The sequence below is a fragment of the Pseudomonas sp. Irchel 3H9 genome, assembly GCF_900187495.1.
Lineage (GTDB): Bacteria > Pseudomonadota > Gammaproteobacteria > Pseudomonadales > Pseudomonadaceae > Aquipseudomonas > Aquipseudomonas sivasensis.
This window is the reverse complement of the sequence record NZ_FYDK01000003.1, coordinates 493110-516351: the sequence shown is the minus strand read 5'-3', so window position 1 is coordinate 516351 and position 23242 is coordinate 493110. Positions and strand designations below refer to the sequence as shown.

At 60.3% G+C, this 23242-nt stretch carries 19 protein-coding genes; 5 read left to right on the top strand and 14 right to left on the bottom strand.

The window, feature by feature from the left end; genetic code table 11:
• Window positions 1–17: 17 nt before the first annotated feature.
• The gene (gene ubiA / locus CKW32_RS14155) at window positions 18–908 is read right to left on the bottom strand and encodes a 4-hydroxybenzoate octaprenyltransferase (protein WP_032884449.1); all 891 of its coding nucleotides are present in this window, start codon (window positions 906–908) and stop codon (window positions 18–20) included.
• Window positions 908–1471 carry a chorismate lyase gene (locus CKW32_RS14150; RefSeq protein WP_095185228.1) on the bottom strand — a complete coding sequence of 188 codons (564 nt, stop codon included), beginning with the start codon at window positions 1469–1471 and terminating at the stop codon, window positions 908–910. The genes ubiA and CKW32_RS14150 overlap by 1 nt, the downstream gene beginning before the upstream one ends.
• A gap of 195 nt (window positions 1472–1666) precedes the next feature.
• Here CKW32_RS14150 and CKW32_RS14145 point away from each other — a divergent pair, with 195 nt between their 5' ends.
• The 3 genes from CKW32_RS14145 (at window position 1667) to CKW32_RS14135 (ending at window position 3486) form a co-directional block, all read left to right on the top strand.
• Entirely contained in the window at window positions 1667–1834 is a 168-nt protein-coding gene (locus CKW32_RS14145; RefSeq protein ID WP_032884447.1) for a rubredoxin, read from the top strand.
• A 36-nt stretch (window positions 1835–1870) separates the two neighbouring features.
• Window positions 1871–3019, top strand: a complete 1149-nt coding sequence (locus CKW32_RS14140) for an NAD(P)/FAD-dependent oxidoreductase (RefSeq protein WP_095185227.1) — start codon at window positions 1871–1873, stop codon at window positions 3017–3019.
• A 191-nt stretch (window positions 3020–3210) separates the two neighbouring features.
• A complete protein-coding gene (locus CKW32_RS14135; RefSeq protein WP_003176958.1) occupies window positions 3211–3486 on the top strand; it encodes an HU family DNA-binding protein in 276 nt (91 codons plus the stop codon).
• Between the two features lie 93 nt (window positions 3487–3579).
• Here the strand turns inward: CKW32_RS14135 and CKW32_RS14130 are convergent, their stop codons facing one another.
• From CKW32_RS14130 to tssA, 12 genes are all read right to left on the bottom strand, one after another.
• Window positions 3580–4059, bottom strand: coding sequence for an Imm26 family immunity protein (locus CKW32_RS14130; protein WP_095185226.1), 480 nt, complete (start codon window positions 4057–4059; stop codon window positions 3580–3582).
• Entirely contained in the window at window positions 4050–8501 is a 4452-nt protein-coding gene (locus tag CKW32_RS14125) for an RHS repeat-associated core domain-containing protein (RefSeq protein ID WP_095185225.1), read from the bottom strand. The genes CKW32_RS14130 and CKW32_RS14125 overlap by 10 nt, the downstream gene beginning before the upstream one ends.
• Window positions 8502–8513: 12 nt before the next feature.
• Window positions 8514–8945, bottom strand: coding sequence for a DcrB-related protein (locus CKW32_RS14120; RefSeq protein ID WP_032884442.1), 432 nt, complete (start codon window positions 8943–8945; stop codon window positions 8514–8516).
• 15 nt (window positions 8946–8960) lie between these two features.
• Window positions 8961–10901, bottom strand: coding sequence for a type VI secretion system Vgr family protein (locus CKW32_RS14115; protein ID WP_095185224.1), 1941 nt, complete (start codon window positions 10899–10901; stop codon window positions 8961–8963).
• A 159-nt stretch (window positions 10902–11060) separates the two neighbouring features.
• Window positions 11061–13736 (bottom strand): type VI secretion system ATPase TssH, encoded by a 2676-nt coding sequence (gene tssH, locus CKW32_RS14110; RefSeq protein WP_095185223.1) that lies wholly within the window; start codon window positions 13734–13736, stop codon window positions 11061–11063.
• On the bottom strand, window positions 13729–14772 hold the full coding sequence (gene tssG, locus CKW32_RS14105; RefSeq protein ID WP_095185222.1) for a type VI secretion system baseplate subunit TssG: 1044 nt from the start codon (window positions 14770–14772) through the stop codon (window positions 13729–13731). Before tssG ends, tssH begins: the two co-directional genes overlap by 8 nt.
• On the bottom strand, window positions 14736–16595 hold the full coding sequence (gene tssF / locus CKW32_RS14100) for a type VI secretion system baseplate subunit TssF (RefSeq protein ID WP_095185221.1): 1860 nt from the start codon (window positions 16593–16595) through the stop codon (window positions 14736–14738). The genes tssG and tssF overlap by 37 nt, the downstream gene beginning before the upstream one ends.
• Window positions 16592–17107 carry a type VI secretion system baseplate subunit TssE gene (gene tssE, locus CKW32_RS14095; RefSeq protein WP_005792513.1) on the bottom strand — a complete coding sequence of 172 codons (516 nt, stop codon included), beginning with the start codon at window positions 17105–17107 and terminating at the stop codon, window positions 16592–16594. Before tssE ends, tssF begins: the two co-directional genes overlap by 4 nt.
• A 92-nt stretch (window positions 17108–17199) precedes the next feature.
• Window positions 17200–17688, bottom strand: coding sequence for a type VI secretion system tube protein Hcp (locus CKW32_RS14090; RefSeq protein ID WP_017735732.1), 489 nt, complete (start codon window positions 17686–17688; stop codon window positions 17200–17202).
• Between the two features lie 171 nt (window positions 17689–17859).
• Window positions 17860–19356, bottom strand: a complete 1497-nt coding sequence (gene tssC / locus CKW32_RS14085) for a type VI secretion system contractile sheath large subunit (RefSeq protein ID WP_032884437.1) — start codon at window positions 19354–19356, stop codon at window positions 17860–17862.
• A 2-nt stretch (window positions 19357–19358) separates the two neighbouring features.
• The gene (gene tssB, locus CKW32_RS14080; RefSeq protein WP_010207547.1) at window positions 19359–19865 is read right to left on the bottom strand and encodes a type VI secretion system contractile sheath small subunit; all 507 of its coding nucleotides are present in this window, start codon (window positions 19863–19865) and stop codon (window positions 19359–19361) included.
• 54 nt (window positions 19866–19919) lie between these two features.
• Complete coding sequence (gene tssA / locus CKW32_RS14075; protein ID WP_095185220.1) at window positions 19920–20939, bottom strand: type VI secretion system protein TssA; 1020 nt, start codon at window positions 20937–20939, stop codon at window positions 19920–19922.
• Between the two features lie 394 nt (window positions 20940–21333).
• On the opposite strand from tssA, the gene tagH reads away from it, so the two are divergent.
• Window positions 21334–22665 carry a type VI secretion system-associated FHA domain protein TagH gene (tagH, locus tag CKW32_RS14070; protein WP_095185219.1) on the top strand — a complete coding sequence of 444 codons (1332 nt, stop codon included), beginning with the start codon at window positions 21334–21336 and terminating at the stop codon, window positions 22663–22665.
• A gap of 57 nt (window positions 22666–22722) precedes the next feature.
• Window positions 22723–23232 (top strand): type VI secretion system lipoprotein TssJ, encoded by a 510-nt coding sequence (gene tssJ, locus CKW32_RS14065; RefSeq protein ID WP_095185218.1) that lies wholly within the window; start codon window positions 22723–22725, stop codon window positions 23230–23232.
• Window positions 23233–23242 lie beyond the last annotated feature (10 nt).

Genomic DNA, 23242 nt, shown 5'->3' with positions numbered 1-23242 from the left:
GTGAGGGGCCTGGCCCCTCATCGAAACCCGTAATCCGCCACAATCCCAACAAAAATTGCCAACCCGGCCCAGTGGTTGTGCAAAAACGCCTTGAAGCATTTCAGGCGGTCCCGGTCGCGGGTGTACCAGAACTCCCAAGCGAAACACCCCGCCGCAGCTAGCAGCCCCAGATGGAACCATCCGCCCAACTCAAACCGCGTCCCCGCCAGCAACAGGCATACCAGCGCCAGGCTTTGCAGGGTCAGGATGATCACGCGGTCGGCATCGCCAAACAGGATCGCGGTGGATTTCACGCCAATCTTCAGGTCGTCGTCACGGTCGGTCATCGCGTAATACGTGTCGTAGCCTACCGTCCACAGCAGGTTGGCGATATATAACAGCCACGCAGCAGCGGGCAGGCTGCCGGTCTCGGCGGTGAAGGCCATCGGCATCCCCCAGGAGAACGCCGCGCCCAGCACCACCTGCGGGTAATAGGTGTAGCGCTTCATGAACGGGTAGCTCGCCGCCAGCGCCAATCCACCAAGGGATAACAGGATCGTGGTGGCGTTGGTCAGCAGCACCAGCAGGAAACTGATACCCATCAGCACCGCAAAAAACACCAGCGCCTCTTTGGAGCTGATCTTTCCGCTCACCAGCGGGCGCTGCTCGGTGCGCTTCACATGGCCATCGACCTTGCGGTCAGCCCAGTCATTGATCACACAGCCGCCCGCCCGGGTCAGCACCACGCCCAACACGAAAATCACAATATTGATGAAAGAGGGAGAACCCTTGCCCGCAATCCACAACGCCCAGAGTGTCGGCCACAGCAGCAAGTAAATGCCGATGGGCTTGTCCATCCGGGTCAACTGAATGAAGTCCCAGGCCCTCGGGTTCAGGCGGTTCAGGGATTTGAGCAGACGTTGGTACATCAGCAGTTCTCCGGATGTTCATGCAGCACGTGCCAGAAGTCCGGCAGGAAGATTTCCGCTACCAACACGCTTAGCGATCCACGATCAAAACGTGAGCGGCGTGCCCATAGCCCATCCGCCTGATCGGCTGTCGGCAGCCATTGCCGTGGGTAATGGCACACCTCGATTGCCTGGCGCGTGAAGGCTTGATCGCAGAACAGCAACTCGCCCAGGGAGCGGCTGCCCAGTTCATCCATGTGCAGCCCATCGCCCTGCAAGGCACTGCGCGCCGCCACGCTGCGGGCAAACACCCACGGCTGACCGTGCCCACGCAAGTACACCTCGCGCACCCAGCCGACAGTGGCCGGGGCCAAGTCCAGCGCGGCGCACTCGTCGTCTCGCAGCGGCTGCCAGCCTTCTAACAGTGGCGTTACGCTGAAACCGTCGTTGGACAGCCCTGTCAGCCGCCGTGTCAGCGAGCCGTCATCGAACAGCCAATTGAGGGTCAATGGTGTAGGCAGAGGGCTCAAACGGCTCTGGATCAGCCATTGGCAAGCATCGGGGAGGGCGATTGAGTGCGGCACGGTGAGTCAGTATTGGCAGCAAAAGAGGCGGCGAGCTTACCATGGCACCCTGGGCTTTTGCCGGGCTCAACCGGCACCTTGCGTCGATCGCGCTTGCATCTGCCGGCCCCGATCAGTACAAAACGCCCTGAGCCGCGCGGCAACGCTGGATCCAACGAACGCCGGCCAAGACGCCTGAACCTGAGGAAGCAAGTAATGAAGAAGTGGCAATGTATCGTCTGTGGCCTTATCTACAACGAAGCCGACGGCTGGCCGGATGACGGCATTGCGCCCGGCACTCGTTGGGAAGATGTCCCTGCAGACTGGCTGTGCCCGGATTGCGGCGTGGGCAAAATGGATTTCGAAATGATCGAAATCGCTTAATCCCGAATTTAAGAAACGTATTACAAGGAGAAAGGAATGAACGCACCTGTCGTGATCATCGGCACAGGATTGGCCGGTTATAACGTGGCCCGGGAGTTTCGCAAGCTCGACAGCGAAACCCCCTTGCTGCTGATCACCGCAGATGACGGGCGCTCCTACTCCAAGCCCATGCTCTCCACCGGCTTTGGCAAAAACAAGGAGGCCGACGGCCTTAGCATGGCTGAGCCGGGCGCCATGGCCGAGCAACTCAAGGCCGAAGTGCGAACTCACACCCGTGTCAGCGGCATCGACCCGGGCCACAAACGCCTGTGGATCGGCGAGGAAGCGTTGGTTTACCGTGACCTCATCCTGGCCTGGGGTGCAGAAACCGTACGCGTCCCGGTTGAAGGCGACGCGGCGGAACTGATTTTCCCGATCAACGACCTTGAAGACTACGCACGCTTTCGCGCTGCCGCTGCTGGCAAACGCCGCGTGCTGCTGCTCGGCGCCGGCTTGATCGGCTGTGAATTCGCCAATGACCTGATCCTTGGCGGGTATGAAATCGACCTGGTCGCTCCGTGCGAGCAAGTGATGCCAACCCTGCTGCACCCGGCAGCCGCTGCCGCTGTACAAGCTGGCTTGGAAGGCCTGGGGGCGCGTTTCCACCTGGGGCCGGTGCTCAACCGCCTGCAGCGCACGGCGGACGGGCTGGAAGCGCACCTTTCTGACGGTGAAGTGATTCCCTGCGATCTGGTCGTTTCGGCCATCGGCCTGCGCCCACGTATCGACCTGGCTGCCGCCGCGGGCCTGCAAATCAACCGTGGGATCATGGTGGACCGTCACCTCAAGACCTCCCACGCCAACATCTACGCCCTGGGCGACTGCGCTGAGGTCGACGGCCTGAACCTGCTGTACGTCATGCCTCTGATGACCTGCGCCCGCGCTCTGGCCCAAACCCTGGCCGGCAATGCCACCGCCGTCAGCTACGGCCCGATGCCCGTCACCGTGAAAACCCCGGTCTGCCCGCTGGTGGTTTCGCCGCCGCCAAGGGGCTCCGAAGGCGTCTGGAGCGTCGAAGGCCAGGGCGCCGACATCAAGGCCCTGTGCCGCGACGCCAGCGGTCGCCTGCTGGGTTATGCGCTGACGGGCACGGCGGTGATGGAAAAACTGGCCCTCAACAAAGAACTTCCACCTTTGCTGGCGTAAATGCCGGTCGTTCTGTCGGAATTAGCACATTCCTACCCTCAGAAAGGTCGCCGCGAGACTGGCGGAGCGTGCGAGGGCATGCCATCCTCACTCCCGTCTGCCGCAGAGTAGAGCCTGCGGCGCTTTGGGCGCTGCTCCAGAAGAGAGCAGCACGGACATAACAACAAAAAACCGTCAAAGAGGCTTCACACATGCGTAAACCAGAACTCGCAGCCGCCATCGCTGAAAAAGCAGATCTCACCAAAGAACAGGCCAACCGCGTCCTCAACGCCGTTCTCGAAGAAATCACCGGCGCCCTGCACCGCAAGGACAGCGTCACCCTGGTTGGCTTCGGCACCTTCCTGCAACGCCATCGTGGCGCCCGCACCGGCAAAAACCCGCAAACCGGTGAGCCTGTGAAAATCAAGGCGAGCAATACCGTTGCATTCAAACCGGGTAAATCGCTGAAAGACACTGTTAACGCGTAATTGCAGTGCCGTCTCGACAGGGGGCGGGGTGGTAGGAAAAATGGGCACGCCGACTGGGTCGGGTGCCCATTTTTTGTGGGGGTACCATTGAAACTAAGCGCCAAGCATGAACTTTATTTGATCGTCCTGTTTTGGGCTGTAGGCGGGGTAGTCCTGTGACGCAGCATTTGAGACAGGGCTGGTGTTGCCAAATATGTCGACTTTTTTACGGTTTTCTTCTGCACCATAAACGAAATAAAAGTTCTCTACGTCGCCAGGGATAAATTCGGGGCCTGAACCGATGATTCGCCACTCGCCCGATATTTTTTTATCGAACAGACCATAACTGTCCAGCACAACGGGTGGAATTATTCTCTTTGCGGCGCTTATCTGTTGCTCCGAAACAGTGGGTTCAGGCAGAAACAGGTCATAAATTTCTGCAGTGTGTCCGACGCTGACTTTGGCAATTATCCGTCCGAAGCAGTAACGGCCTTTACTCACTTCAAAGCAGAAGACATCCCCAGGCTTGATTGAGCGCAGTACCGTTCTTGGCTTTTTTTCCCAGCCGAATAATTTGAAATTACTCAACGACATTTTCCTCCTCCTCTTTTTCCTGGGCCGGAATTTTTGCTGTTATAGGCATCTGTAAAGTACTTATGGCGACCTCGTTCACGCGTGGTGTTGTCGTGATCGAAGGAGTTGTATTTATTGCCTCGGTTGGTGGCCGATGGGCTTTCGCCGATTATCCCGTTCTTGGTTTGATAGCGTTCGATATAGGCTTGTTCATAACCCCTGGCTTTCCCATAAGTGATGTCCTCATCAATCGGGATCAAACCGGTTTTTCTCGTTCCGGTCAGCCTTCCAGAGTCAACATGTTCTGCCGTTCTTCGATCAAGGTCGTTGGTGATGCCCACGTAATAGGGGTCGCCGACAGGCTTACCATTTATGTCCAGATCATACAGGCCGTATACGTTGTAGCCAGGAGCGTCAACTGGCGTCAGGCCTAGCGGATCGATATATCCGACAGGATTTTTCGCATACTGGTAAAGATTGATTCCTCCCGCCAACCCTATCGGATCAGGCGTGGTGAACCGGCCGATGTCGGGGTCATAAAATCGAAACGTGTTGTAATTCAGTCCCGTTTCTCGATCGAAGTACTGCCCCTGAAACCTCAGGTTCTGTTCTTCGATGTAATAAGGTTCCCGGATTTCTTCTACCGTATTACCCCATACCCGGTAACTGGCCTGCCATAGTGCATGCCCGTTGGACTCGGTCAGCAGTTCGGGCAGGCCATTGAGGTCATTGTGGTAATAACGCACTTTCGACAACGTACCTACACCGTCAACGCGTGCTAACGGTTGGTAGCCACTGCCTTCGTATAAGTACAGGCTGGTCTGCTGGTTACGGTTCTCAAGCAGCAATTGCAAACCGCCCCATGTGAAGCGGGTCTCCCCAAGGACGTAGCCGTTACTGTCATATTCACACTTGGCGACCCGTCGTCCCACCGGGTCGTAAGTCATGCGCACAATGGTTTGGCCGGCGCTGCTTTGATTGACGACTTCAACCAAGCGATGTTCTGCGTCATAGCTGAAGTGCTGTGCGCCTCGGCTAGCGCTACGCTTCTCGATCAGCCTGCCAAACCCGTCATAGCGGTATCGCTTGTCTTGATAGGTGAGCAGTTGGTTATTAACGACAAGCCCGGCACCTGTGGCTGGACCATCGAGTAAATTGGCTGCAGCGTCGTAGGCAAACGTTTCACGTTGTCCACCCAGGCTGTCCTGGCTGGCAATGATTCGGTGGGTAGCGTCGTAATGCAGCAAGTTTCTGCGTTGTCGGCCCGAATGCTGATCGAGCCGACCGATCAGATTATCGCTTGGATCATATTCAAACTGACGTTGATCGGCGCTCGGGAACGGCGAGAGCGCAGCGGAAAATATGCGCTGGCGTGAGCGCAATCGCCCAGCACGATCAAACTCGCTGCGCGTGCTGAGCTGGCCTTGAGTCCTTAATACTTCACGGTGCAAACGATCACGCTCAAAGTCGCTGATGACTCGGCCATCAAGATTGATTTGATGTAAATGTCCGCTGCCGTAGTAAAGCCGATTGACCCAGCGTCCGTCGGGGAGTTGGGTTTGTATCAGATTGCCAAGTTCGTCATGGCGATGGCGCAAGGTTCCGGCAGTATTGTGCTCCTCCACCAGTTGTCCTAGTGCGTCATAGGCAAAGCTCAACAGATGTTCGCGGTCTTGGCGGTCAACCATCCTGATAGTCGTCAGTTGGTTCAAGGCGTCATAACAATATTCAGTGCGCGCATCGCTGGTGACTTTGGCAGTCAGGCGCCCGACGGCGTCGCGCTCCAGGTGATGGACGATGGGAGCCTGCGGCTCAGAGGAGACTAGCGCCAAGCCGTTGCCATAGGCCGCAGGAACAGCCTCAACAACGGCGACTTTGTCCAGAGCACCGTAGCGATAACGACGCACACTGCCATCCAGGTTGTACTGCTCTGTCAGTCGGTCCCCTGCATCCCAAGCAAATCGATAGCTCTGCGCGTTTTCGTTGGTGAGTGTTTGCAATCGACCATAGGCGTCATAAGCAAAATGCACCTGGCGACCATGAGCGTCCACACGCAGACGGACCTGGCCTCGGCGGTTACGCTCGTAGTAAGTGGAGTGACCGTCGGGGTCGGTGTAACTCACCAGCTGGCCACTGGCATCTCGTTGGTAGTGAACACTTCGGTCATCGGGCAGTTGACTGCGAAGTAATCTGCCTTGCATGTCATAACTGAACTGAGTGCGCTCTCCAAGCGCATCGGTAATGGTCATGAGCAGGCCACGGTCGTCGTAGCTGAACCGGGTTGGGTAGCCCGAGCAGTCGATGCGTTCGGTGAGCTGGCCCAGGTGATTCCATTTCAGGCGTTTGCTCTTTCCTGTCGCATCGATAATTTCCACCACCTGACCATGGGCGTCATAACGGTACTGAGTGACGTGTTCCAGAGGATCGGTTTCGCTTACACAGTTCCCACGCGGGTCATACCGATATCGCCAGCTGTTGCCTGCAGCATCTGTTTGCACCAAAGGCAAAGCCCAATGCTCCAGCCAAAGCGTTGAGTGAGAATGCCCCAGTGGGTTCAGCTCAGCGATTAGGTTGCCGGATTCGTCATAGCTGAGCTCATAGCGCCCACCTTGTGGATCGGTTGTACTGAGTAGTTGGCGCTCATCGTTCCACTCAAAGAGCCACGTCTGCCCAAGATTGTCGGTGTAGGAGATGATTTGATGCTGGATATTCCACAGTCGCGTACTGACACGCTCAAGGTTGTCAGTGATGCGTGTCAGGCCGGCATTCAGGTCGTATTCAAACCAGTACTCATCGCCTTCATCGGTCCAGTGTCGCAAAACTCGCCACTCAGTGGCGTCAACCAGGCCCCATTCATAGAAGCAGCGCAGTCCGCTTGGCAATTGGTGTTCGACCATCCTCCGCCCAGCGTCGTAACTGAAACGTCGCTGAATCTGGTCAGACGCATCGCGAACTTCGGCCAACTCTCCGGCTACGTCATACCCATAGCTGGCAAGCGTTTCGCGTTGCTGGTCGGCGCGCACACGATCGATACGGCTGACGCGGCCTAGTGCGTGTACCAGCTCAATCTGTACGTGATCAAATGTATCGCGCAGCCGAAACAGTTGCCCTGACTGGTCATAATCAAGGTAAATGCGGTTGTCATTGCGGTCTCCCAGCTGGCTCAACCGTAGACGTGACGGGGCTGTGGGTGAGCTGTCGAACAATCGGTACAGCCCGTTGTTGCTCTCAATCAACAACTGCCCGTTACGGTGCCGACGAACGCTCAAACCTTCGCCCGCACTGAACATCGCACTGCCCGGCGATACCGAGCCCAGGTTGATGCGTCGACCCTGTTCGTCGGTGTAGATCAGTTCTTCACCGCCATCCGGATGCGGCAGAATCTCTACGCTGACTTCGTATGAGACACTCCAGCCCGCGCCAAACATCCCGTCGCGGCGCTCATCCCGGCTGTTGTAAAAACGCTGCCAGTCGATCGGCAAGATACCCGGCAATACAAAGTCCAGCTCGGTATCACCGCCCAGCACCTTTGCCCCAGTCGCCGCATGCACCGGGTTGGGCGACCCCATCGTCGCATTGGCTGCTGCGCCCATGGCCTGGCTGACCGCGTAGGAAGTCACCCCACTGAGCAACATGCACGGCAGGTTGCTCAGGGTTTTGCCTTTTGCCCCCTTCAACATCATCAGCGCTTCAATCGCCAAGCCCACACCCGGCGTCTTGCCGCTGCGAATCTCCTGTACGACCACGGTACCGCCACCAATCGTGACGTTCGGCGAGATCAGCCCCGACGACACCACCGTCGCATCACACATGCTGCGGTCGCCACTGCGCACAGCAGGTTGGCCGTTGATGGTGACTTTGTCCGAACCCTCGGCCAGAAGCTGCGGCGGCATCGGTGGGTGACGGGCACATAGGACGAGGTCCGTGAGGGCAGGGATGACGCCTGGAGACGGCGTGGCGACGGTCGGCCGCCACAGTTGGGAAAAGAAGCCCTCAGCCATATCCAGGAAGCCAGGTTCGGGCTGCGGCATGGGGTCGGGTTCAGGCGGTGTCTGTTCAAGCTCCGTGCCTGCCGGTGCCACATGTGAGGGAATGGAGCCGGCTGCACGCGCAGCGGGAATGCCATTGACAAAGGTATTGGTGGACCCCACGGCGATAGTGGCTTCGACCGTGGGCGGGAATAGCGCGTTGCTGAAGTTCTCGCACATCTTACTGAGGCCTTTATCTGCCCCCGTTTTGCTCATCGCCATGCCCACCACGATGCCCACCACCGCGCCAAGGATGCAGCCGCCAATACCGGCAGTGGCAATCGTCACGCCTACAGCCGCCGCGACTGCTGCTGTTGCCAGCGCCGTAATCGCCACGTTAGCCGCCACCTCCAGCACCCCACCGAGGATATCGGCCATCATGGATGTGTGAGTCAGCGCATCGCCCATCCGGGCCGCCCAAAGTGCGTCAGACATGCAGGCCGCTCATCAAAGCGCGTCGAACGACAGCGAGTTCTTGATCAACGCCCAATGCGCCGCCTCGGCATCACCCAGCTTATCCGCCTTCACATAACTCAACGCGAGCATCTTGCGTGTGCCCGGTATCACCAGGGCCAACTGATACTGGAACACCTTGTCATTGCCCTTGTTGAACTGGCTGCGCAGCTCGATGCCTTCGACCTCTTGAGCGGCGCCCAGGCGCACATCGACACCCGGTTGGTAGCGCAAGTCCTGCACCTGTTTTTCCAGGCGCTGGAGTTGGTCGTTGAAGTTGCTGTGCAGGGTTTCGCCTTCGGCCAGCAGGCTGCGGCTGACGATCAGGGACGTGCCCAGTTCGGGGAACTTGAGGATGTTGATCGTCGCGTCCTGCAACTCACTGGCGGGCAGTTGAAACTGGAATTCGTTGATTCGGTACGTCATGGCAAACAGGTCTCGTCAGGAGCTTTTAGGTGCGGGGAACGCTGCCTTGATATTGGCGTCAATGGCGCCTTTCTGGCCTTGGCCATCGGGCGTGGCGCCGGGGCCGCCGCCGTTGTTCAGGTGCAGCACGCCGCCGGTGTTGAACTCGGCATCGCCGCTGGCGTGGAAGCTGATATTGACGCCGCTCAGGTTGATCTGCCCGCTGGCGTTCAACTCCAGAATGCTTTTACCGCAGACCAGGCGTAGGTTTTCGCCCACTTCAATCACGTAGCTCTGGCTGATACTGTCGGTTTTCCTCTTGCCCACAGAAAGGATGTCTTCCTGCTTGACGATGCGCACACGGTTATTCCCAATCGTCACCGTCTCGTTGTGCCCGATGCTCTTGTTGCGGTCATGCCCTACCGAGTGACTTTCGTCCACTTCGACGACGATGTCCTGGTTACGCTCGGCATGGATGTACAACTGCTCCAACCCCTTCTTGTCCTCCATGCGGATTTCATTGAAGTTGGCCGGTGTGCCGCCCTTGCTCGAACGGCTTTTCATGCCGCTCTGGGTCGCGTTTTCCGGCAGGTCGTACGGTACGGTCTGCTCAGCGTTGTACACGCGGCCGGTGATGATCGGCCGGTCGGGGTCGCCTTCAAGAAAGCTGACAATCACTTCCTGGCCAATCCGTGGAATCTGCATCGAGCCCCAGTTCTTGCCAGCCCAGGACTGCGATACGCGAATCCAGCACGAGCTGTTTTCGTTGGATTGGTCGTGGCGGTCCCAGTAGAAGTGCACCTTTACGCGGCCGTACTGGTCGGTCCAGATCTCCTCGCCTTTGGGGCCCACAACCAAGGCGGTCTGCGGGCCTTTGACGATGGGCCGGTGGGTGGTGGCCAGCGGCCGGAAGCTTTGTTGGGCGTCGATGCAGGTCAGGCTGCTTTCGAACTGCGCCGAGCCCGAGCCGCCGCCGCTTTCCAGGCTTTCCTGGACGATGTAATAGCGGCAGCCGACGATCAGGTATTCGCGGTTCTGGTCCTGGCGGCTGAAGCCGGTGAGGCTGAACAGGTTGCCAGAACCTAGCCCGCGCGCGTTGCCGGCGAACTCGATTTGCTCATGCAGGGTTTGCAGGGCTTCGATGCGGGTGCGCGCGTAGTGTTCGCCGTCGGCGCTTTGCACGTAGGTGCCGGGGTAGTCGTACAGCGGGTAGTCGCCGGCGGTGTGCGGGCGCGGCATGGCCGAGCGCACGTCGATGCTGGCGCTGGGGCGCTGGAAGTCGTAGTCGTTGAGCTCCAGGGAGCCCGGTTGCACTTCCTGCGCCAGGTGCCAGTTGTGCATGTGGTCGCGTTCGCGCTGCTGCTCGTCCTTGGGGTAATACGGGATAGACGCGTAGCCTGGCACCGTGGTGTGGGCGCCATAGGCGTCGGCCAGCACCAGCACGTGACGGTCCTGTTCATGGCGGAAGAAGTAGTAGATGCCTTCCTGCTCCATCAAGCGGCTGACGAAATCGAAGCTGGTCTCGCGGTACTGCACGCAGTACTCCCACTCGCGGTACGGCCGGCTCAGGGCGTCTTCGAAGTCGGAAAAACCCAGGTCGCGGAACACCTGCTTGATGATCTGCGGGATGCTCAGGTTCTGGAAGATCCGGCAATCGGAGGTGCGGCTGAGCAGCCAGAACCACGGGCGCAGCGTCACCTGATAACTGGCGAACTGACCCTGATCGATGTTCTGGCTGCAACGCGCGACGATGCCGTGGAAGTGCCGCTCGCCACCGTCCGCCAGTTGCACGCCGACGCTCATCGGCTTGCCCAGCAACTGGTTGAGGTCGATGTTGGCGTCCAGGGACGTCAGTTGCAGCTCATAGTTGAACAGTCGGCCCAGCTCTTCGCCACCGCCCATTTCATTGAGCAGCAGCACATCCGGCCCGAGGGGGCTGGTGATCTTGGCCAGGCGTGAGGCTTGGTTGAATAGCATCGGGCGTCTCGAAAATGACTAAATAACTGAAGAAACTGAGTTCAAATGTGGGAGGGGCTTGCCCCCCGATAGCAGTGTGTCAGTTGAGGTATCAGGCGACTGATTCACCGCCATCGGGGGCAAGCCCCCTCCCACACTTAAACCGCATTCCAACAGTCGTTATTCGGCGTCGCTGAAGTCGTAGTGCAATTCATTATCCCGGCTGCTGATGCGCACACCCGCCAGCGCCTTGCCCTCAAGCATGCGCGTGAGGAATTCACGGCTCATGTCCGGCAGCAGGCTGTTGGTGAGGATGGTGTCGATCATGCGTCCGCCGCTTTCGGTTTCGGTGCAGCGCGAGACGATCAGGTCGACCACCGCGTCGTCATAGTCGAAGGCGACCTTGTGGGTATTCTCCACGCGCTTCTTGATGCGGTTGAGTTGCAGGCGGGTGATCGCCTTGAGCATCTCGTCGCTCAGCGGGTAGTAGGGGATCGTCACCAGGCGGCCGAGCAAGGCAGGCGGGAAGATCTCCAGCAATGGCTGACGCAGGGCCTTGGCGATTTCTTCTGGCTCGGGGATGTTCGCCGGGTCTTTGCAGACGCGGGAAATCAGCTCGGTACCGGCGTTGGTGGTCAGCAGGATCAGGGTGTTCTTGAAGTCGATCACCCGGCCTTCGCCGTCTTCCATCACGCCTTTGTCGAACACCTGGAAGAAAATTTCATGTACGTCCGGGTGGGCTTTCTCCACCTCGTCCAGCAGCACCACGCTGTAGGGCTTACGCCGCACTGCTTCGGTCAGCACGCCGCCTTCGCCGTAGCCGATATAGCCCGGTGGCGCGCCCTTGAGGGTCGACACCGTGTGAGCTTCCTGGAACTCGCTCATGTTGATGGTGATCACGTTCTGCTCACCGCCGTACATGGCCTCGGCCAAGGCCAGGGCGGTTTCGGTCTTGCCCACGCCGGAGGTGCCGGCGAGCATGAACACGCCAATCGGCTTGCTCGGGTTATCGAGGCCGGCTCGGGAGGTCTGGATGCGCTTGGCGATCATCTGCAGGGCGTGGTCCTGGCCGATGATGCGTTTCTTCAGGTGCTGGTCGAGGTTAAGCACCGTCTCCAGTTCATTGCGAGCCATGCGGCCCACCGGGATACCGGTCCAATCAGCGACCACCGAGGCCACGGCCTGGTAATCCACGGTCGGTAGGATCAGCGGAGTTTCGCCTTGCAGCGAGGTCAGTCGCTGTTGCAGATCGACCAGTTTCGCGCGCAACTCATCGCTCTCGTTGTTACCCGCATCGCTGTCCACAACCCCGGCCTTTTCACGCAGGGTGGCACGGGTGGCGAGCAATTCATCCACCAGGGTTTTCTCTTCGGCCCAGCGGCTTTCCAGGGTCGCCAGGCGCTCACGCTCGGCGCTTAACAGGGTTTCGCTGTTGCTCTGGCGCGCGCCAATGTCGATGCCGATGGCATGCTCGCGGGCGATGATTTGTAGCTCGGTTTCCAGGGCTTCGATGCGGCGGCGGCTGTCGTCCACTTCGGCCGGTACGGCGTGCAGGCTGATGGCGACGCGGGCGCAGGCGGTGTCCAGCAGGCTTACGGATTTATCGGGCAACTGGCGCGCCGGGATATAGCGGTGAGACAGCTTTACCGAGGCTTCAAGGGCTTCGTCGAGGATCTGCACCTGGTGGTGTTTCTCCATGGTCGAGGCCACGCCGCGCATCATCAGCAGAGCCTTGTCTTCCGACGGTTCAGCAACTTGCACGACCTGGAAGCGGCGGGTCAGCGCTGGGTCTTTCTCGATGTGCTTCTTGTACTCGGCCCAAGTGGTGGCGGCCACGGTACGCAAGGTGCCACGGGCAAGGGCGGGCTTGAGCAGGTTGGCCGCATCACCCGTCCCGGCGGCGCCACCGGCACCTACCAGGGTATGGGCTTCGTCGATAAACAGAATGATCGGCTTGGGCGAGGCCTGGACGTCTTCGATGACCTGGCGCAGGCGCTGTTCAAACTCGCCTTTCATGCTGGCGCCGGCTTGCAGCAGGCCTACATCGAGGCTGCGCAGTTCCACGTCTTTCAGTGCAGGCGGCACGTCACCGGCGACGATGCGAAGGGCGAAACCTTCGACCACGGCCGTCTTGCCGACGCCGGCTTCACCGGTGAGGATCGGGTTGTTCTGGCGGCGGCGCATGAGGATGTCCACCAGTTGGCGGATCTCTTCGTCACGGCCGACGATAGGGTCGAGCTTGCCGCTGCGAGCCTGTTCGGTCAGGTCGACGGTGAAACGCTTGAGGGCTTCCTGTTTGCCCATCGCACTCGGTGCCATGGCGCCGCTGGCCTCGCCTGGAACACCGGCGTTAAAACCATCGCTGGCGCTGAGGGCGTTTTCCGGCGAGTCGCCGACGTATTCATCAAAACGCTCGCTCAGTGCCTCGGCCTTGATCTTGTCGAATTCCGAAGACAACCCCAGCAGCGCGTGGCGCAGGCTTGGCGTCTTGAGGATGCCTAGCACCAGATAACCGGTGCGCACCTGGCTTTCGCCGAACATCAGGCTGCCGTATACCCAGCCGCGCTCCACGGCTTCTTCCACATGGGACGACAGGTCGGTGATCGACGTCGAGCCACGCGGCAGGCGGTCCAGGGCTTCGGTGAGGTCACGGGCCAGGCGCGCCGGCTCGACGTTGAACTGGCGGATGATGCGGTGCAGGTCCGAGTCCTGCAGTTGCAGCAACTGGTGAAACCAGTGGGCCAGTTCCACATACGGATTGCCCCGCAACTTGCAGAACACGGTGGCGGCTTCGATGGCCTTGTAGGCCACGCTGTTGAGTTTGCCGAACAGTGCGGCGCGACTGATTTCACCCATGCTCTGGATTCCTTGAGGTGGTGGCTTGATCGGCGTAATGCCGGGCCAGGATTAGGTCGTTGGCGTCATGCTCGGGATTGCCGAGCCAGGTGTTAAAGCCCAGGCGGAACTCGCCATTGAGTTGCAGCGCCGGTACTTCGGGTTGTTGCAAAACCAGGTTCAAGTCCCAGTCCAATTCATGGCCCAGGTACTCGGCCACCCACGCCACCAGCTCGTTGAACGGCTGACTGCCGGGCAGCATGCCCATGTAGTCGTCCAGCTTGAGCGGGCCCAGGCGGATACGGAATTTGTGCTGGCGGTCCCACACATGGCTGCCCAGGCAAAAGTCCACACCCAGCCGGTTGGCGCTGACACTCACACGGCTGCGCTCTGGCAGTTCCAGCCATTGGCCGACGTATTCTTCAATCTCCACCGGCAGGCCGAAATACTCGCCGAGGATTGCCTTCAAACCGTCTGGGTAACGGGTTTGCGCTGATAAGTGACCGCTGTAATGCAGCTTCGCCGTGTCGGGAATCAGCCCTTGGTTGAGCAGACTCGGCATGCCTCGACCACTTAAGGCGGCGAGGCGTGCAGACCAGTAGTCATCATCCGGTCGGTCATGGCTGACCGTCGGCCGCGCCTCGGCCCAAGCCCGATAAAACAGGCTTAGCAGGCGGTGGTGGAACACGTCCAGGAACTGCTTGCTGGTGCTGTCGGCATTGTTGCGCTGGCGCTCGCGTACGTACTCGGTGATGTGCAGCGGCAACGGGCCGTTCGGGCCGCCGAGGCCAAAGAAGAACTGCTCCAGGCGTGCGGGTTTGCCATCGCCGCCGGGGTCGACCGACGCCAGGGTGGCCGGGGCGAACGTGCAATCGGCCTGTTGCCCCAAGCGTAGCGGGTCGTCTGCCAGGCGCAGGGAATGGCCCAGGCGCGGCAGGTCCGGCGATTCGCACTCGATACGCCGCAACGCCTGGAAGAAATCGTATTCCCAGGGCTCCTGATGCATCGCATCCAAAGTACTCACAGGGTCGGACGACGCCCGGGCTTGGCTTTCCATCGCATGATCTCGCCGCGTTCGGTGGTACGGATCACCGTCTCGGTAAAACTGTTGATCGACACGTAGCGTGCCAGGAAGCGTTCCAGCACCGCACCGAGCAGGAACACGCCGGTACCGCGAAACGCGTTTTCATCGAACTCCAATGTGATCTCAAGACCGCGGCCAAATACGATCGGTCCGGGCATCGGCAGGCGCCGGGTGACGGCCTTGCTGCTGACGTCGCGCAGACCTTCGATCTGCAATTGCAGGGCGGCGTCATTGCTGTCGCCATACAGGCGCAGTAATTCGCGCAAGGCACCCGCGCCCTGGCCTTGTTCGCTCAGGGACAAATAGTTGAGCGACAACTGGCTGATCAGGCGCCAGGCCTTGGCGTCATGGGCATGGCTGGCGCGCGGGCGACTTGGGCCGGCGACGCAACGCACGGATAAAACCGGCGCGCTGTCGGAGAGGGTGAAGTCGGTCTTGCCATTGCCCACGCTCATGAACAACGGCAAATCGCGATTCGTGCACAGCGCCGTCACGCCCAGTTGGCGCAGGTCGTGGCCGTAGGGCGCCTGGCGGCTGTCCACCAGGCTGACGAAGGTTTCGCTGCCCACGTAGGTAGAGCGTGGGCCATTGCGGCGTTGGTCGCTGGATAGCACGCGCGGCTCGCGACGCACTGTGTAGTACGCCTGGTCGCGGCCATAACGGGATGGATCGCGTACTGCATAGAACGGCAAAAATGGCTGCTCTGGCCCAGTACCGTGGCCGGTGATGCCGCTCAGCGAGTGAATCTCGAAATCCATTGGCCGTGTGCGGTCGGCGATCACGTGGTGCTCGTTGACCCGGTCGGACAAGTGGATGCGGTCCACGCGCTTCGGGAACAGGTTGATCGCCGGGGTGCAGAACGGCAGGAATTGCGCCGCGCCGACGCTGCCTTCCAGGCTCGGTTCGTGACGGTCGAACAGCACGATCAGCTCCAGCTCCTGGCCGTCGCAACGTTTGACCGCGCGGCTCAGTTCGGCGAATTCGACGAACAGGAAACGGTGGGGCAGGGCGAAGTATTCCTGCAACAACCGATAGCCCTGGAATGCGCGCGCAACGACCGGCATAGCCGCGTCGGCATCGTCGAAACCCCGGGAGCGCAGTGCGTCCTGGGGCAACCGCTCAACCCAATCGCCACCGGGCTTGCGCGCAAACACCGCGCAGGCGTTGCCCAGCAGTTGTTCGTAAAGGCGGAACGGCTGCTCGTCGGCACCGCTGAGGTACAGCGGCAGGTTGTCCAGGTCGAGGCTGTTGAACGGCAATTCTGCGCCGGTGCGTAGGGTCAGGCGCAGGCCGGCCTTGGCTTTCGGCTCACTGGCGGCCAGGCGACCGAGTACGGCGGCGGGGTTGCCGAAGTACTCGGCATTGCTGACCTGCAACGGCCACAACGTCACCGGGTGTGCGGTGCGGTACTCGCAGCAGGTCTGGGTTTCGCGGCCCAGGGCGGCACGCAACACGGTGTCGCGCGGCAGCGGGAAACCACTGGCCAGGGAGCCTTCGTCGGGGTCGGTCTGCAATTGCACCACGGTCATCGACGGGGTCGGCGCCAGGTAGTGCGGGTAAGCGATTTCCAGCAGGTTGTGGGTGAAGGTCGGGTACTCGGCGTCGAGTTTGAGCTGTACGCGGGCGGTGAGGTAAGCGAAGCCCTCAAGCAAACGTTCGACATACGGGTCGGCGCAGTCCATGCCAGACAACGTCAGCCGACTGGCGATCTTCGGGTATTCCTTGGCGAACTCGGCGGCGCTCTCGCGCACGTGATGCAGTTCTTGGTTGTACAGCTCCAGCAGGCGCGGATTCATGGGCGTCTCCGCTGGTCGGCATTGACCACGCGCACGTGGCCGGATTCAAGGTCGAGGTCGGTTTGCAGCAACAGGCGCAACGGCACTGGCTGCGCCCACAGGTCGCCTTCGATCTCGAAACTCAGGGCGTTGTGATTCATCTCGCCATGGCCGACGCGAGCCTTCACCCGCAGGGTATGGCGAAGGATGCGCGGTTCAAAGGTGGCAATCGCCTGGTAGATCAGGGCTTCCAGAGCCTTGATATCGACACTGGAAACGCTGTTGCCCGCCAATGCAGGTAGGCCGTAATTGACCACCGAGGTACCGGCCGGGGTGTGCAGCGTGGCGTCGGCATCGAGCAACGACGTGGTATTGAGCAACCACGCAAGGTCGCGCAGCACCGAGGCTTTCAATTGGGTCAGGGACAGCACGCGTTTGTCGGCGCTTTCCTTGGGATTGGTTGGGTCGTCGTCAGTCAGCCGGTCCAGCAAGGACGGTTGCAGACGGTCGCGGGAAGCGATTTCAGTTACCACCAAAGCAGCTCCACGGACGGGTTGTGAGAGGGACGATTGTTCTGAGGGGCAGGGCTAGTGGCCGTGGCATGAGACCACGGCCACCAGGGCTATCAGCGCTTGGTGTTGGAACGGATGTTCCAGCCAAACTTGATTGCACCGCCGTCTTTGGTGCCGTCGGCTTTCTGCGGCTGGTAGTCAACCATCACTTGGGCGAAGTTCAGGGTGACGTTCTCGGTCAGGCGATCATCGGAGCCCGAACCGCCGGTGCTCAGCGACGTGACCAGCACTTCTTCCAGGTTGATCACCATGTACTCGACCTGGCTTTCACCACCGGCCTTGCGCACAGTCAGCTTGACCTTGTCGATGTGCTTGCCGCTGGCGCAGTGCATCATCAGGTTCGGCGAAGCTTTGTCGACGTACTTGGTCAGCGACAGGTCCTGGATATTCACCTTGCCTGCACCACCACCACCGCCCACGTGCATGTTGCCGGACTGGGCCATGCCCCAGCTCCAGTTCAGTACGTCGATTTCGTCCTTGTGGGCCTTGTCCATGGACTCGCCCTTGATGTCGCCGATCTTGATGAAAATATCAACAGCCATGTTTTCTCCCTGTGTGGCGCTTGCCACTGAATTTGAGTAACTCCAAATGGGCAGTGCCTTTGTGTGGGAGGGGGCTTGCCCCCGATGCAGGCACCTCGGTGTGTCAGTCACACCCCAGTGATGCTATCGGGGGCAAGCCCCCTCCCACAGAAGAGCCAGCTCATCCGTGGGTTAGGCGCTTTTCGCCGAAGGCAGTTTCGATACCAGGCGCAGCGACACGGTCAGCCCTTCGAGCTGGTAGTGCGGGCGCAGGTAGAACTTGGAGTTGTAGTACCCCGGGTTGCCTTCGACGTCTTCCACGATCACTTCGGCGGCAGCCAATGGGTGCTGGGCCTTGGTGGTTTCGGTGGAGTGCGCCGGGTCACCGTCGACGTAGTTGAGGATCCAGTCCTGCAACCAGCGCTGCATCTCGTCCTTCTCTTTGAAGGAACCGATTTTGTCGCGCACGATGCACTTCAAGTAATGCGCGAAACGGCAGGTGGCGAACAGGTACGGCAGGCGCGCGGCCAGGTTGGCGTTGGCGGTGGCGTCCGGGTCGTCGTATTCGGCCGGTTTCTGCAACGACTGAGCGCCGATGAACGCGGCGAAGTCGGTGTTTTTCTTGTGCAGCAGCGGCATGAAACCGTTCTTCGCCAGCTCCGCTTCACGGCGGTCGCTGATGGCGATTTCGGTCGGGCACTTCATGTCCACACCACCGTCGTCGGTAGGGAACGTGTGGGCCGGCAGGTTTTCCACTTCACCACCGGACTCCACGCCACGGATGCGCGAGCACCAGCCGTAGTGCTTGAACGAACGGTTGATGTTCACCGCCATCGCGTATGCGGCGTTGGCCCAGGTGTACTTGGAGCTGTCGGCGCCGTCGGTGTTTTCTTCGAAGGCGAAAGCTTCCACCGGGTCGGTCTTGGCGCCATACGGCAGACGCGCCAGGAAGCGCGGCATGGTCAGACCGATGTAGCGTGAATCTTCCGATTCACGCAGCGAGCGCCAGCCGGCGTATTCCGGGGTGGTGAAGATCTTGGTCAGGTCGCGCGGGTTCGACAGTTCCTGCCACGAGCCCATGCCCATCACGGTCGGCGAGGCCGCAGCGATGAACGGGGAGTGCATGGCCGCGCAGACTTTCGACAGCTCGCCCAGCAACTCGACGTCCGGAGGCGACTGATCGAAGTAGTAGTCGCCGACCAGGCAACCATACGGTTCGCCGCCGAACTGGCCGTATTCTTCTTCGTACATTTTCTTGAAGATCGGGCTCTGGTCCCACGCGGTGCCCTTGAATTTCTTCAGGGTCTTGTGCAGGTCCGGCTTGGAGATGTTGAGCACGCGGATCTTGAGCTGCTCATCGCTCTCGGTGTTGTTGACCAGGTAGTGCAAGCCACGCCAGGCGCTTTCCAGCTGCTGGAAGTCCTGATGGTGGATGATCTGGTTGACCTGGGCGGTGAGCTTGGCGTCGATGGCGGCGATGATCGATTCGATCGACTTGATCGCGTCGTTGGACACCAGGTCTGTTTGCGCCAGAGCCTGTTCGGCCAAGGTGCGCACAGCGGTTTCCACGGCTTCGCGGGCACGCTCGGTCTTGGGTTTGAACTCTTGTAGCAGCAGGTTGGCGAACTCGCTGGCTTCTTCGGTGGCACCCAGGATCTGGCTGCCTTCGCGGGCGGTATTGTCAGTCATGATTATTGGTCCCCTGCAGGCTTAGGCGCGCTGGCAAGTGCCTGAAGCAGTGCCGGGTCCTTGATTGCCTTCATGATGATTTCTTCAGCGCCGGTCTTGCCGTCCATGTAGGTCAGCAGGTTGGCCAGCTGGGTGCGGGCTTCGAGCAACTGGTTCAGCGAGTCGACTTTGCGCGCCACGGCGGCCGGGCTGAAGTCGTCCATGCTTTCGAACGTGATATCCAGGCTCAGGTTGCCTTCGCCGGTCAATTCGTTCGGTACGTGGAACGCTACGCGCGGCTGCATGGCCTTGAGGCGCGAGTCGAAGTTGTCGACGTCCACTTCAAGGAACTTGCGATCAGCCACTGGCGCCAGAGGCTCGGCAGGTTTGCCGGCGAGGTCGGCCATCACACCCATCACGAAGGGCAGCTGGACCTTTTTCTCGGCGCCGTAGAGCTCGACGTCGTACTCGATCTGCACCCGAGGCGCGCGGTTGCGCGCGATGAATTTCTGAGAACTTTGCTTCGCCACGTTGCTGCTCCTGGTCGCTTGAGCGACGGTGTTGTTACTGCGCAGTCGGACGGCTTACTCGCCGTCCGGCCCACGCAGGTTTTCAAATTGGGACATGCCATCGGGAATCAGATTGCGCACGATCGCGGCAAAGTCGGCATGCACCAGATTCTTCGCTCGGTTCAACAGCACCGGCAGCGGGCTCGAAGGCTCGTGACGGGTGTAGTACGCAAGGATCTTGTCCAGGCTGCGCAGTACATCATCGCGGCTGGCGATATCGCCGGCCGGGCGCGATGCCGCAGGGGCAGTGGCGTACTCGACCGAGGGGGCATTGTCGTCACTGACGGCCTCGGGTTCGCTGCTGCCTTGGGTGTCTGGAACCGCTTGATTAAGCACTTGCAGCGCCTGCTTGAGCGGTTGTTTCAAGAGGGTCAGGTCCACGCCTTGGGCTGAACCGACCTGGTCGCTGACCTGCTGCTCGATGGCTTCGCAAGCCGCACGCGCGGCGCTCAAGGCGTCGCGGGTGGCTTGCAGGTGTTCGGGGTCGCTGTCGAGGAACGCGGCGTTCAGTTGCTGGGCGCCGAGCTGTTCGTCGGGGAAATTCATCAGGCCGCTGGCATTCAGCGCGGCGCGCAGGCTCACGGGGCCGAAGGTGCGCGAGCGCGTGAGGATGCTTTCGCGCAGCAGGCGAATGGTCGCGTCACTGGTCAGGCCAGACAGGGCGTTGATGCGCACGGTCGGGTCGTTGTCGTCGTCGGCATCCAGGCGCGGGTGCAGGTCGGACCAGTATTCGCGCAACAGGGCGTCGATCAGTTTCAGAACGTCGGCCAGCCCGGCCACACCCTGGAGGGCGAGGGAACTTTGCAGGAGGAAATGGGTGATGCGCAGGTCTTTGCTGCGCTGCAGCAAGTCGAGGCTCTGCTGCTGGATGCTGCGCCAGTCCGGCGGCTCGGCGGGCAAGATGGAATCACCCATGCTGCGCTCAGGCTGGCCCTTGGCATCACGCTCCAGTTGGAGAAATTGCGCGTCATATTCCATGTCTTCGCCACAAGGCGAAGTCGCGGAAACGGCGGTGAGCAGCAACGGCACATCCACTGAAATTGATCTCCCTATCAGCCCGTTATATGGCGGGCAATTCATGCATTAGTTGCGCGAGGAACTTTGCATGTTTTCTTGGTCATATAAGCACGATGCTACTAATGTGCCATCATTGGTGTTCAAGAAGTTGTGCATTTTTGGTGTAGTAGTTAGGGCTTGTCAAGGTAAGCTATTCGCCCTCTGTGACAGATGTGCGGTGCTTAACAACCTGCGCGACTGGTGGGTCGAACGGCGCACCGGGACAGGATTTTTGTCATAGAGCCCAGTTAAGATCAGCGATCATGCTGGCATCGGCCGGTTGTAGACGGTCGGAGGCACGATCTGATGGGGAACTCGCGGGATTCTCTGTCCCGTGAATCGCTCGCGCGCGAAGTATCAGCAAGGAGGCAAGATGTCGCTGTGTTTGACTATCACTAGTTATCACAAGATTACCCCAGGGCAGTGCGCCGAAAAGTCCATGAACCAGGGCTCGATGGCGATCGGCCGCAGTTCGGATAATGACTGGGTATTGCCTGATCCTGAGCGGCTGGTGTCTTCACAACATTGCGTAATTCAATACAAAGATGGCCGTTATTATTTAACCGATAACAGCACAAACGGTGTGGAGTTGGTTAACGCCGGTGTTCGCATGCGCCGGGGTAATAGCGAGCTGCTGCAAAATGGCGAGCTGATCCGCATCGGCGATTACGAGATTCAAGCGCGTATCGACTTCAACGTTCAGGTCGCCGATAGCCAGCCGTTTGCCGGTGAATCGCCGAACAGCTTTGAGGCACTGATGGGGGCCGTGGTGAACGCTCCGGTGGCGACCCCAGTAATTGCGCCGCAGTTTCAGGGCGCCTCGTCGATGGACACCTTGCCGGACCTGTTCGACTTCCTCAGCCCCACCGCCGTGCCGCCGCCGACCGTGCCGGACCACGTGCCCTGCGAACAACACGACTTCCGTCCGCCGACACCTGTGGCTGTACCGGTGGTCGAAGCGCCCCCAGTGTCGGGCTCGGTGATTCCTGAAGACTGGGACTTGTTCGGCGACGCGCCAGCGCCGTTGGTCAGCGCGCCGCCACCCCCACCTCCAACCGCGCCGATCATCCCGTCGCCACCCGTGGTCGAGCCTATGCTCCCCGTGGCCGACAGCCAACAACCCGACCTCTTGCAAGCCTTCCTGCGCGGCGCTGGCCTCGACCAGTTGCGTCTGGACAAAGCCCAAGCAGAGGCCCAGATGGAAAGCATCGGCCGCAGCTACCGGCTGATGGTCGAAGGCTTGATCGACGTGTTGCGCGCACGCGCCAGCCTCAAGGGCGAATTCCGCATGCAGCAGACGATGATCCAGCCTGCTGAAAACAATCCGTTGAAATTTGCCCCGAATGCCGAGGAAGCGTTACTGCTTTTGCTTCGTCATGGAAACCAAGCGTTTATGGCGCCGGACCTTGCCGTGCGGGACAGTTTCGACGACTTGCGTGCCCATCAGTTGGCCGTGATGGCCGGGGTGGAAGCCGCAATCAAACACCTGCTCACGCGTTTCGAACCGGCCCAGCTGGAGGAACGCATGGGCAAGCCCGGCGGGCTATCGAGCATTTTCAACGGCTCGCGCCAGGCCCAGTACTGGCAGCAGTTCACCGAGCTCTACAGCAATATTTCCCGCGAGGCCCAGGAAGACTTCCAGGACCTGTTCGGCCGCGAATTCAGCCGAGCCTACGAAGAACACAGCGCACGACAGCGTCGCTAATCGCGGCGCCGCAACAATGGATCAACGGATAGCTAAGTACGTCATTGAGGACGCAGGATGATTCCCAGGTTTTTACTCGCAGTCGCCACCGCGCTGCTGCTGACGGCGTGTGCCAATGACGCCGTCAAACCCGAAGCGGCGGCCGAGGAGCAAGCGGATACCGCTGCGGTCGAGTTGCACTTCCACGCGATTTCCGGGCTTAACCCCGGCCCCAACGGCCAGGCCGCGCCGGTTCGGGTGCGCATTTTCGAGCTGAAAAACGCCGCCACCTTCGGCCGCTCCGACTACTTCGCCCTGGCGGACCGCGCCCAATCTACCCTCGGCCTGGACCTGCTGGACCAAGACGAAGTAATGATCCAGCCCGGCCAACAACTGAGTATCCAGCGCGATCTCGACCCGTCCACGCGCCAGATCGGCTTGCTGGTGGGTTACCGCGAGTTGGACCGCGCGCAATGGCGCACGGTGATCAACGTGCCGGCGCGCCAGTACACCGAATACCAGATCAGCCTCGATGTGCGTGCCGTGCGCGCCGACGTCGTGGTTTCCCCATCCAGCCCTGCCCAATAACAAGCAATCG